The following is an 11829-nucleotide window of genomic DNA, read 5'->3' as shown; positions in this document are numbered from 1 at the left end:
CAAACCACAACATTTCATCGCCAGGAATAGTAATAGTTTGGAATATCGTGTTTTCTAATCTTTAATCAAACCACAACAAGTAACACTTTAGGGCAAGTACTTTCTGAAATATCGTGTTTTCTAATCTTTAATCAAACCACAACTTCCACGTGTCTAATCCTAATTTTTGATTTAATATCGTGTTTTCTAATCTTTAATCAAACCACAACTAATCCAGAGTATTGGATAGCATGTTTTGCAATATCGTGTTTTCTAATCTTTAATCAAACCACAACGTCGTCACTATTAGATATAACATTTAGATTAATATCGTGTTTTCTAATCTTTAATCAAACCACAACAATTGCGATGGCGGTATTTGTGCACATCGTAATATCGTGTTTTCTAATCTTTAATCAAACCACAACTTAGCAAAGCATTGGCTACTATTTTCACGCAATATCGTGTTTTCTAATCTTTAATCAAACCACAACACAGTTTTAGAAGTTGAATTTGTTAACCCTAATATCGTGTTTTCTAATCTTTAATCAAACCACAACTAAATTTTTGTGCATATCAAACGCACGACGAATATCGTGTTTTCTAATCTTTAATCAAACCACAACACAGTTTTAGAAGTTGAATTTGTTAACCCTAATATCGTGTTTTCTAATCTTTAATCAAACCACAACGTAACTGTTTCGTGAGTATATACGGCTCTTAATATCGTGTTTTCTAATCTTTAATCAAACCACAACCAAACCGGATCAAGCACAAAAACACCAGGCAATATCGTGTTTTCTAATCTTTAATCAAACCACAACATTATCAATGTACACATGTTCTTCCTCAGCAATATCGTGTTTTCTAATCTTTAATCAAACCACAACGTCCAATCACTAACACCTTCAAACAAATAAAATATCGTGTTTTCTAATCTTTAATCAAACCACAACCATCCACAAAACATCAAGCTCTTCTTGTTTAATATCGTGTTTTCTAATCTTTAATCAAACCACAACATACTTTGTCAGGGTGCTTTATTTAAAATGAATATCGTGTTTTCTAATCTTTAATCAAACCACAATGAAAAATCGTTAAAAAAATTGAAAATGTCAATTTTTCGTTGTGGTTTGGATGATTAAGAATAGAAGTATGTCAAAGAACTTTAAATTTAAAATCCCTTTTTATATTTAAAAATTAAACTTTTCAATTTTACCAGAAACTGAAATTTTCACTTTAATTGGATTAAACGTAAACCAACCCGTTTTACCTTCTCCAAATCCTCTTATTTGTTTATATTCATTATCAGTTACAGTTGAAGAAGTATGCTTTCTAAAAAAGTAATCTCCTGAAGTCAGCTTCTGTACTCTATACAAATGCGAAATTAAAACCAAATAATCTGGTTGCTCCCAATTAATTTCTTCTTCATTTAAACCAAGTAAAAACATATCATTTATATGTAGTGTTGTTATTATTTTTTTGCCATCTGCTGGTAATTGATATACTGGAAACTTTTTACGTTTACGCTCAACTACTGTCCAAAATGTAACAACATCTTCTTTTAAAATTTCTTTTTCATCTTTATAAATTAACACATGATGGTTATTTCTTGGATTTACCCATTGGTTTACATTATCTTTTAATTGTTCTGCTCCACCAATAGTTTCCTTTATTCTTATTTTTAAAATAGGTACAGGATTACCGTTTTTGTTTGGCAAGAATATTTGCGGTTGATTAATACCTTTTTCATCAGCTATAAAAAAAGTATTTGCAGGTATTTTACCTTTTTCAAAACCACCTAAAACTTGAATCCTTTTACGTATCAATTCTCTAATTGTTTTATCTACTACTTTTTCAAGTTGTTTTTCTGTAGTTAAACTATCAATTGGCTTTCTTACATGAAAAACTGCTTCTCTATTTTTTGGTTTTCCATAAACAGTTTCTTTATGTAATTGTCCTCTAGCAGCTACACCTATGTTTTTATGTATTACACCATTTTTTTCTGTTTTGTGTGTTCTTACAGTTAATATATTATTTGACTTTTTATGAGATACTAATATATTGTCTATTGCAACTTCAGCTTCTTTTCTAAAGGTTTGCCAAGGCATTGGAAACTCTTTTAACTCTGTTTGTTTATTATACCTATTCCAACGTGTTAATTCTTGCAAATAACTAGTTTTACTGCAAGCCATTACTAAAGCGTCTATTGCATGATGACGATGGTCTTCTCTAGATTTTGCGTTTTCAGTATTTAATACTGTGTTTAATCCCCAAAAATGACGCAAATTTGCTGTCATTTGTCCTGGAGCAACAATTACTTTCTTACATATTTGACTTAAATAATTTTTTGCCTCTTTACTTATATAACGTGTATCATTTAATTGACGACTAGTAAAATCATCATCAAAATTTTGCTGTACAAAACGTTTAAATTTTTGATATGATTTAGGATATTCTTTTGTGTCTGAAAAAAGTTTTAACGCTCGCTCTTTTATAGTTATCCAATTGGCTTCATCATTACCATAAAACTCAAAAGGTGTTTTGTTTCCTTTTTTTCTGTTTTCATCTGCAAAACATAATGTTTTGTTAGTAAAACTATCATTTAAAGATCTACTCCATGGATGAATATGTTCAATCTGTATTTCACCTGTAAATAATTTATTTATTGGGATTTGTTCTCCTGTGTAAGGACACGTTTTTTTACATTCTTCCCAAAGTTTAAATTTTAAAATACTATCATGTGTTACTCTTGTGTATTTTTCTACTTCTTTTTTTACTCTATCGTTTTCTCGCTCTAATCTTTTTTGGTTTCTACGTATTTCATTTCTTATAGATTTTGAAACTTTTAAATCTCTTGCCATTTCTACTTTAATTTCATCTAAAGTTCCATGTGTATCTATAATTTCGTTTACTAATTTTCTTAATTCAAATAAAGCTGTAATTACAATTGGGTTACGTATAGACTGAATTTTATTATCTGCTTCTTGATTTACTGGTAATTTTTCTAAAATAGTCTTGGCATCTATACTTGCAGAATGATGATAGAGTTTTTTAAGCTGTATATCTGTAAGTTGATACTCTTTTTTTAATATATTTTTAATAGTATCTATAAAACCTCCAGTTATTTTTGAACGAACAATATTTTCAATATTATCTGTTAAATAATTTCTTTTTTCTTTGCTTAAATTTTCCCATTCTTTACCAAAAGCGTTTTTTATTCCTCCTAAAACAACAGCAACATCATAGGTAAAGCCCATTTTTAGAAAGGGTAAAATGTTAGCTATTGCTTTTCTACTAATATTGGCATAACCATCTTTTAAATTAAATTTTGATATAGCATTGGCTTGGTCCTCAGTAAAATTCCAATGTTTTAATGCATACTCTTTTACTTTATCTTTACTATCAAAAAAATAAAGTATATGCCAAATATCTTCCTGTTGCTTTTCGGTAAAATTAAACCATTCTTTTCCAAAAAATTTTTTATGTGATAAGTTAGAAATGGTATGAGAGCCAACTATTTTATCATCATCTTTATAATTAAACTTATAATATGCTTCTTGCTTATTTATTACTTTTCTTAATTCTTTAAATGCTGGCTTTACTTTTTTAAGTAATACTTCAACAATTTTTTCTCGTTCTTGTTGTGTGATTTTTTTTCCATTACACTCAATGGTATTAACTTTTTCGTATATTGTTCTTAATTCATTTGGAATTGCACTAAATGGACACTTGGTTTTATTTTTTTCAAAAGAACAATTACCTACTAAATGTTTTTGAGATTTTAAAGGTCTTTGATGAAAAAGTACTCCATCATCCATAAAACCGTCTTGTTTTCTACCTCCAATTTTAGTTTTTAAATCTTGTGTAAATGATTTATGATATTGTTGTTGATGTTTCCAAATTTGTTCAAATTCATCTACATACATTTGTCTAGTGGTATATCTATTTCTTATACGTTCTAAACCATTCTTGTAAGGTAAGTTGTCTTTTGGCGCGATACTATACAAATAAGAGCCTAATGTTTGATTTTGTATACTTTCTTTGGTTTGGTCTATTCCTATTTTACCATCTTTTGGTTTGCCTTTAAATATAGCTCCATCATCTTTTCCTCCTTTTCTACTATTACTTAAAAACCCTCTACGTTGAATTAAATGATAAAAAAGCCTTCCTATTTCTTCTAAAGTTAATTTTTGGTTTAATGCATTGTGACGCAATGTATAAGGATTTAAAGCAAACCAATCCTTTAATTTTTCTTCAGGAAATTTTTTAGATTTTTTCCAATGTTCAAAATCTTTTTCAGTTAAAGGACACATATTATTTTTAGAAAGTAATTGCAATAATATTTTTTTACGCAGACGCCTTCTAAAAAACTGTCTTCTTACTCCTCTTGCTCCTGTTCTACTTGCATTTTTAGATAATTCTTTATCTCCATCGCCTAAATTATCAACTCCCATTGGAAATATTCTACTACCAATTCCTAAAATTGAGTTCTTACTGTCATCAATAACAGCCCATCCTATACTATTAGTACCTAAATCCAAACCTAAAATCTTACTCATAATCTTTACTATTTTAACAAACTTAAAACTACAAAAACAATATGAAATTTCTTATGTATTTTGTGTTTGGATTATGAATATGTTCTTTCTATATTTGATATAGATTAAAATTTCTAATCTTTAATCTTATCACAATAAGGCTATATGCCGTAGATGAAAATCTTTAGTCCTGCTTCGGTAGGACTTTTTTTATACCATTAATGCCATTATTTAGTGTTTAAATAATGGCATTAATTATGAGTAGAAATTTTAGTTTCTATTATCTTAAAATTATTTTCTGAACTTCTGTGCTTCCGTTGTGCTCTAATTTTAAAAAATACAATCCTTTAGTTCTATTTTCAAGGTTTAGCTGAATTGGGTTCGCACCTAAATCCACTTCCGAAGAAAAAACCGTTTTTCCATTAACATCTAAAACAGAAATATTTGCTTGTTCTAAATTATCTTCAGCCTTTATGTTTATAATTCCGTTTGAAACTGTTGGATAAATTTTAATTCCTAAAGCTGTATCAAAAGATTGGGTTGATAAGGTTTCGGATAAATTTGTTGACGATGGATAAAACACTGAAAAACTATTTGTTGAAAACTGACTGTAATAATCACTACCATAAAAACTTGAACTTGCCGATAAAAAATCGCCTCCTCCAGTATAACCTGTTGTACAGCCAGAGCCAGCCACTTTCATCATGTCTAAAAATAAGTAATTAACCATATTGGGATCTGCTGCTATTAAATCGTCCATTTCATCTTGTAAAACATAGAGTCTTATCGATACATTTGATGTTGGTTGATTCTCTGGTGTTAAGGACAGCTCTCTTCGTAAATAGGGTTGTGCTATCACTGTTCTGGTATCTGCATTATCTATAAATAGCGTAGAAGCAATAACTCCTAAATCGTTACCATTAGCATTAATTGCAGCTGCAATATTGCCATTAGTGTCTAATATTGGCACCCAATCGTTGGTATTACCTTCTGCAGCAGAGATGGTAACATTTGGCAGCGTTTCACAAACATTAGCCATGCCAGGAGCGACTTCTGGAGCACCTTCTAAACAGAAGGTAACTTCATCTAAAAACACAGTACGTTTTAACAATTGCAAATAGTAGGTGTTACCAAAAACTACAGGCATTGAGCCATCGTTATTAAAACAAGTAATTTCTGTGCCATTACAGGCATCATACAATGCATAATTATCAAAAACTTCGCCTGTATTTAAAGTAATATTCCCAGTTAAAGGCGCTTGAAAAGTAAACCAAGCATCATAATACTCCTGAGATTGCGTTACGCAAGAACTTAAATTTGTGGATGGTGTTGCGCCACGCATATCTACTACGTTATTTTGACTTGCACAGTCTCCTAAATTAGCTACTTGTATTGGTGTTGCTGTTGCACAAGTTTGGTTTGGGATGGCCTCAAACGCTCTAATAGAAAACGAACGAGGTGCAATTAAATCTACACGACTCGCCACTCTAAGTACGTAATTTGTGTTTTGCGATAGATTTATATAAGTCTCTGTTCCAAAGCCACATTGTATCTCTGTCATACCGCAACCATCATATAGCGTAAAACTATCGTTACCATAAGCGCTGGTAATAAAAACATTACCATTTACAGGCATTGTAAAGTTATACCAGAGATCATTATACTCAAAATTTGTATTCTCACAACTGCCTTGTATTGTGCTTTGCATAGATCCAGCATTATTGTAAGATGTGGTTACTACATTTTCTGTTTCTATTAAAATTTCTGTGGACATGTTACAGTCGTCATTTATATTAGCTTCAAAAGCTTGAATATTAAATGAGCGATTTGCGATTAAATCTACTCGGCTAGCAACGCGCAACTTATAATTGGTATTTTGTTGTAAATTATAATAATATTCGTTACCAAAACCACATTGAATTTCAGTTCCATTACAAGCATCGTAAAGCGTAAAAGAGTCGTTACCATAAGTACTTGTTATTCTTACATTTCCTGTTATTGGCATTGTAAAATCGAACCACATATCTGTATAAATATTATTCTCGCAACTTGCAGAAACGCTTAATGTTGAGCCTGCGTTATTATATGCTGTATTTACTGGGTTAGCGACTTCTATTGGTATTGTTGTTGACATATTACACTCATCATTCCCATTAGGTAAAAAGGCCTGAATATTAAATGAACGGTTTGCGATTAAATCAACTCGGCTAGCAACGCGTAATTTGTAATTGATGTTTTGTTGTAAATTATAATAATATTCGTTACCAAAACCACATTGTATTTCGGTTCCATTACAAGCATCGTATAGTGTAAAAGAGTCATTACCATAAGTATTTGTAATTCTTACATTGCCTGTAACTGGCATTGTAAAATCGAACCACATATCTGTATAATTATTATTCTCGCAACTTGCAGAAACACTAAGTGTAGAACCTGCATTATTATAAGTTGTGTTTATTGGGTTGGCTACTTCTATTGGTATTGTAGTAGCCATGTTACACTCATCGTTTCCGTTTGGTGTGAAAGCCTGAATATTAAAACTGCGTTGTGCAGCTAAATCTACTCGACTTGCTACTCGTAGTTTATAGTTGGTGTTTTGTTGTAAATTATAATAGTATTCGTTTCCAAAACCACATTGTATTTCGGTTCCAGTACAACTATCAAATAAAATAAAAACATCATTGCCATAAGCATTTGTAATTCTAACATTTCCTGTAACAGGCATTGTAAACTCAAACCACAAATCTGTGTACGTATTATTTTCACAACTACCAGAAACACTAAGCGTAGATTCTACGTTACTGTAAGATGTATTGATAGCATTCATTGTTTCTATTGGAATATTAATTGCCATATTACAGTCATCATTAGTAGGAACTTGTGAAAAAACGAGATTAGCAATTATAAAAAAGAAGAGGGAAAGTAATTTTGTTTTCATAGTGGTTGTTTTTAATGAATAGATTAATTTATTTAAAAATAAGGAAAACACCTACCCTTTTCGAGCTAAAATGTTTTTTTGGTATTATTTATTGTGTAAATGGTATAAAAAAAGACACAGAAGTTATAGAAAAGATGCATTTATTTTTACTTCTATTTTAAAACGATTAGATAAAATACTAACCTACCAAAACTAAAGCCTCATGAGAAATTGGAAAATTGCATGAGTTTGCTATAAAACATAAACTATTTGCCTTTTCATGCAAACTAAGTGCTAACGTTTTTTGTGAAATATCCTTTATAATAACTATGGGTTTTAATCTTACCTTTTTAAATCTTCCACTTCCTGTAGTTTTAACTTCTAAGTCACCTTCTGCAGTATCTGTATAACTTAAAACCTCTATATTATTTTGAGCACAAATGTATAAATAAGACATCATGTGGCAAGATGCTAAAGCAGACAACAATAAATCTTCAGGATTATATAATGTATCGTCTCCTCTAAATGGTTTTGCTGCAGACACTTGTAATGGTGTTGTTTTATTAGCAATTACAACGCTATGATTTCGGCTAAAAGTTCTTGGGTTTTGAGTGCTTTCTCCTTTGCTTATTGTCCAATTTACTTTTGCTTTAAAGGTGTGATTTAGAGACATGTAATTATTTTTGATGTAATAAATAAGCGTTTCTATTTTGAAACGCTTTTTGTTTAATTTATTGAAAAATTTTAAAAGATTCTTCGCTACGCTTTGAATGACAACCGATTCTTTTTAAAAATAATCATTTTTATAAGATCCCAAATCAATTTTGGCATAAGCGATTCACACACATTTTGTTTAGACAAAATGTGGTTCTCTGCTTACATGTTACGTCTATACTGTCCTCCAACTTCAAATAACGAAGATGTGATTTCTCCTAAAGAACATACTTTACAGACCTCCATTAATGCTTCAAAAATATTCTCGTTGTTTATTGCTTTTTTCTGAAGGTCTTTTAGCAAGGCTTTTGTATCGTTTGCTTTGTGTAAATTTTCTAATGTTTTAATCTGAAATTCTTTTTCCTCTTCCGTTGCACGAATCACTTCTTTTGGAATAACAGTTGGCGAACCTTTAGAGCTTAAAAATGTGTTAACTCCAATTATAGGAAACGCTCCGTTATGCTTCAATGTCTCGTAATACAAACTTTCTTCTTGTATTTTAGAACGTTGATACATGGTTTCCATAGCTCCTAAAACGCCACCTCTTTCTGTTATTCTATCAAATTCTAATAATACAGCTTCTTCTACTAAATCGGTTAATTCTTCAATAATAAAAGAACCTTGAATAGGATTTTCATTTTTAGCCAATCCTAATTCTTTATTTATAATTAGTTGAATTGCCATGGCACGACGCACAGACTCTTCAGTAGGTGTTGTAATGGCTTCATCATAAGCATTAGTATGTAGTGAATTACAGTTATCGTAAATTGCATATAATGCTTGAAGTGTTGTACGAATATCGTTAAAGTCAATTTCCTGAGCATGTAAACTTCTTCCAGAGGTTTGAATATGGTATTTTAGCATTTGTGCTCTTGCATTGGCACCATATTTATGCTTCATGGCTTTTGCCCAAATCTTTCTGGCAACACGACCAATAACAGCATATTCTGGATCGATACCATTGGAGAAAAAGAACGATAGGTTTGGCCCAAATTTATTGATGTCCATACCTCGACTTAAATAATACTCTACATAAGTGAAACCATTAGATAAAGTTAAAGCTAATTGTGTAATTGGGTTTGCTCCAGCTTCTGCAATATGGTATCCAGAAATTGATACCGAATAAAAGTTACGCACATTATTCTCGATAAAATATTCTTGCACGTCTCCCATTAATCGTAAGGCAAATTCTGTAGAAAAAATACAGGTATTTTGCGCCTGATCTTCTTTTAAGATATCTGCTTGTACAGTTCCACGAACTTGAGCAATAGTATTCTTTTTAATTTCGGCATAAACTTCTGCTGGCAACACTTGGTCTCCTGTAACACCTAAAAGCATTAAGCCTAAACCATCGTTACTTTCTGGCAATTCACCATTGTAACTTGGTCTTTCTTTGTTTTTATAAAGTTTAGCAATTTTAGCTTCTACTTCTTTTTCTAATCCGTTTTCTTTAATGTAGATTTCACATTGTTGGTCTATAGCAGCATTCATAAAAAAGCCTAACAACATAGGAGCTGGACCATTAATTGTCATACTCACAGAGGTTAAAACGTGCGCTAAATTAAAACCTGAATAGAGTTTTTTAGCATCGTCTAAACAACAAATAGATACACCAGCATTTCCTATTTTACCGTAAATATCTGGTCTGTAATCTGGGTCGTTTCCATAAAGCGTTACACTGTCAAAAGCTGTAGATAAACGTTTTGCTGGTAAACCTGCACTTACGTAATGGAAACGTCTGTTGGTACGTTCTGGACCTCCTTCTCCGGCAAACATACGTGCTGGATCTTCTCCTGTACGTTTAAAAGGATATAATCCTGAGGTATAAGGAAATTCTCCTGGTACATTTTCTTGCAAACACCATTTTAAAATGTCTCCCCAAGCTTCGTATTTTGGTAAGGCTACCTTAGGAATATCGCTTTGCGATAATGATTTTGTATGGGTTTCTATGTTTATTTCCTTATCTCTTACTTTAAACGTGTAAATAGGATTTTTGTATTTATTTACTTTCTCTTCCCAACCAGTAATTACTTCCCAATTGTATGGGTCTAGGTTTAGTTTTACGCGGTCGAATTCTGAGATTAATAGTTTTAAGAATTGTGTTTTAGATTCCTCGTCAGTCGTTCCTCCTTCTGTCGGAATGACATTACGATTGTCATTCAGAGCGGAGCGAAGAATCTCTTCTTGGTTTAAGCCAAACTTGTTCAAAAGAGATTCCTCTCTTTCTTTAGGAATGATAGCTACAGAACAAATTGTTTTATATATCCCAAAGAGTTTTTGAGCCACTTCTACTTGCGTTAAAGCCGTTTTATCGTAAGCACGATTATTTTCTGCAATTTCAGAAAGGTAACGTGTTCTGTTTGGTGGAATTACAAAAATCTTCTCGCTCATTTCTTTCGACATTTCGAACGTAGATTTTAAATCGCTATCTGTTTTTTCTACCAACTTATCCATAATCGCTTTGTAAAGCGTATTCATTCCTGGATCATTAAATTGAGAGGCGATTGTGCCATAAACTGGCAACTGGTCTTGTGGTGTATCCCAAAGATTATTATTACGCATGTATTGTTTTTTCACATCGCGTAAAGCATCTAAAGAGCCACGTTTATCGAATTTGTTGATGGCTACCAAATCGGCAAAATCCAACATATCAATTTTTTCCAATTGAGTTGCTGCTCCAAATTCTGGTGTCATAACATACAAAGCAACATCACTGTGCTCCATAATTTCAGTATCACTTTGCCCAATTCCTGAAGTTTCTAAAATAATAATATCGTACTCAGCAGCTTTTAAAACTTGTACTGCTTCATTTACGTATTTTGATAAAGCTAAATTACTTTGTCGTGTTGCCAAACTACGCATATAAACACGTGGCGAGTTAATAGCATTCATTCTAATCCTGTCTCCTAAAAGTGCGCCTCCTGTTTTTCGTTTTGATGGATCTACAGAGACTAAACCAATGGTTTTCTCAGGAAAATCGATTAGAAATCTTCGCACCAACTCATCGACTAAAGACGATTTTCCAGCACCTCCAGTACCTGTGATTCCTAAAACTGGTGTTTTAGAGGTTTTATTTTTTTTATGAATTTCTTCTAAAGCACCTTTTGCAACTTCAGGAAAATTTTCGGCAGAAGAAATTACTCTTGCAATTGCTTTTGGATTTTTAGTAGGAAGCACTGCTACTTCGTTACTTAATTTGTCTCCAATAGCAAAATCTGATTGCTCAACTAAATCGTTAATCATGCCTTGTAATCCCATTTCTCTACCATCATCTGGTGAGTAAATACGTGAGATACCGTAATCCATTAATTCCTTAATTTCTGAAGGTAAAATAACACCTCCTCCTCCACCGAAGATTTTTATATGCTCTGCGCCTCGTTCTTTAAGCAAATCGTACATGTACTTAAAATATTCGTTGTGACCACCTTGGTATGAGGTTAAGCAAATAGCATTGGCATCTTCTTGTATGGCTGTATTTACAACCTCATCTACACTTCTGTCATGTCCTAAATGTATAACCTCAACTCCTGTAGATTGTATAATACGACGCATAATGTTAATTGATGCATCGTGACCATCGAAGAGTGCAGCTGCAGTTACTATTCTAACTTTGTGTTTTGGTTTGTATGGTGTTGCTTGTATCATTCGGAAAATAAATTCGGTTTTGAGGTTGCAATT

4 protein-coding genes and 1 CRISPR repeat array (1 of these 5 cut by a window edge) are annotated in these 11829 nt (G+C 31.9%); all 4 genes read right to left on the bottom strand.

Features of this window, described 5'->3' with window-relative positions:
- Positions 1 to 1067: direct repeats of the CRISPR family, unit length 36 nt; unit sequence AATATCGTGTTTTCTAATCTTTAATCAAACCACAAC (it extends 1670 nt beyond the left edge of the window).
- A gap of 105 nt (positions 1068 to 1172) precedes the next feature.
- Entirely contained in the window at positions 1173 to 4541 is a 3369-nt protein-coding gene (gene cas9 / locus ACVC5O_RS08865; RefSeq protein WP_452221125.1) for a type II CRISPR RNA-guided endonuclease Cas9, read from the bottom strand.
- A 259-nt stretch (positions 4542 to 4800) separates the two neighbouring features.
- Positions 4801 to 7458: a T9SS type A sorting domain-containing protein gene (locus ACVC5O_RS08860; protein ID WP_452221124.1), complete on the bottom strand. Its 2658-nt coding sequence runs from the start codon at positions 7456 to 7458 to the stop codon at positions 4801 to 4803.
- Between the two features lie 178 nt (positions 7459 to 7636).
- Positions 7637 to 8110 carry an OsmC family protein gene (locus ACVC5O_RS08855; RefSeq protein ID WP_452221123.1) on the bottom strand — a complete coding sequence of 158 codons (474 nt, stop codon included), beginning with the start codon at positions 8108 to 8110 and terminating at the stop codon, positions 7637 to 7639.
- Positions 8111 to 8313: 203 nt separating this feature from the next.
- Positions 8314 to 11796 (bottom strand): methylmalonyl-CoA mutase family protein, encoded by a 3483-nt coding sequence (locus tag ACVC5O_RS08850; RefSeq protein WP_452221122.1) that lies wholly within the window; start codon positions 11794 to 11796, stop codon positions 8314 to 8316.
- Positions 11797 to 11829 lie beyond the last annotated feature (33 nt).

It is taken from the genome of Lacinutrix salivirga, assembly GCF_053604675.1.
Note: the sequence above shows the minus strand (reverse complement) of the source record. Positions and strands in the feature narration are given on the sequence as shown.

What these genes read in the sequence shown, in the direction of transcription:
- ACVC5O_RS08860 (WP_452221124.1), bottom strand. Translation starts at nt 7,458, where the DNA reads ATGAAAACAAAATTACTTTCCCTCTTCTTTTTTATAATTGCTAATCTC.
- ACVC5O_RS08855 (WP_452221123.1), bottom strand. Translation starts at nt 8,110, where the DNA reads ATGTCTCTAAATCACACCTTTAAAGCAAAAGTAAATTGGACAATAAGC.
- ACVC5O_RS08850 (WP_452221122.1), bottom strand. Translation starts at nt 11,796, where the DNA reads ATGATACAAGCAACACCATACAAACCAAAACACAAAGTTAGAATAGTA.
- cas9 (WP_452221125.1), bottom strand. Translation starts at nt 4,541, where the DNA reads ATGAGTAAGATTTTAGGTTTGGATTTAGGTACTAATAGTATAGGATGG.